General features: G+C 34.9%; 1 protein-coding gene. It reads left to right on the forward strand.

Annotated elements, in window-relative coordinates:
• On the forward strand, nt 1-555 hold a 555-nt coding region (locus tag ACSZO1_RS22685; RefSeq protein WP_437616665.1), incomplete at its 5' end, for a hypothetical protein.
• Nucleotides 556-559 lie beyond the last annotated feature (4 nt).

Here is a 559-nt window from a genome sequence, read left to right on the forward strand (position 1 = left end):
GTTCAGGGGTTTGTAGAACGTCTTAATACCCGACTGGTCAACGGTATGGAATGGCTGGGCGCTGATTATTCACTGTTTACTACTGTTGCTATGGAAAAATCCATAGACAGGTATTTCAAACAACACAAAGAAATTCGTTTTTACCAACAAACGGATCTCAGCGTCATGGCACATATTTCTCAGGTAAGTTATAAATTTCAGTATACATATGATAAAGTTGGTGCGTTTCCCGAAGATGAAGAAATGGCACTTCATTTTGATTTAAGACTCAATGACGAATGGCGTTGCATTAAAGGCGAAAAATACGATCTTAAAGCTCAGGAAAAAATGTTATTACTCTGGCTGGTTCAGTATAATAAGCTGTCTTTTGTAAAAGCAATGAGACTCATCGAGCGGGTTATATCAGCTACCAGATTAAGTTTTGACTCTACTGATAACATTTCTGATACAGACATGAATATTTTGGAAAATATCCTTAAAAACAAACCAATACCGGATGATATTAATGTGGTAGACATTAATAAATTTAAAAACAAATCAAAAAAGTCACATTAAAAGT

The organism is Erwinia sp. V71 (assembly GCF_965644245.1).
GTDB lineage: Bacteria > Pseudomonadota > Gammaproteobacteria > Enterobacterales > Enterobacteriaceae > Erwinia.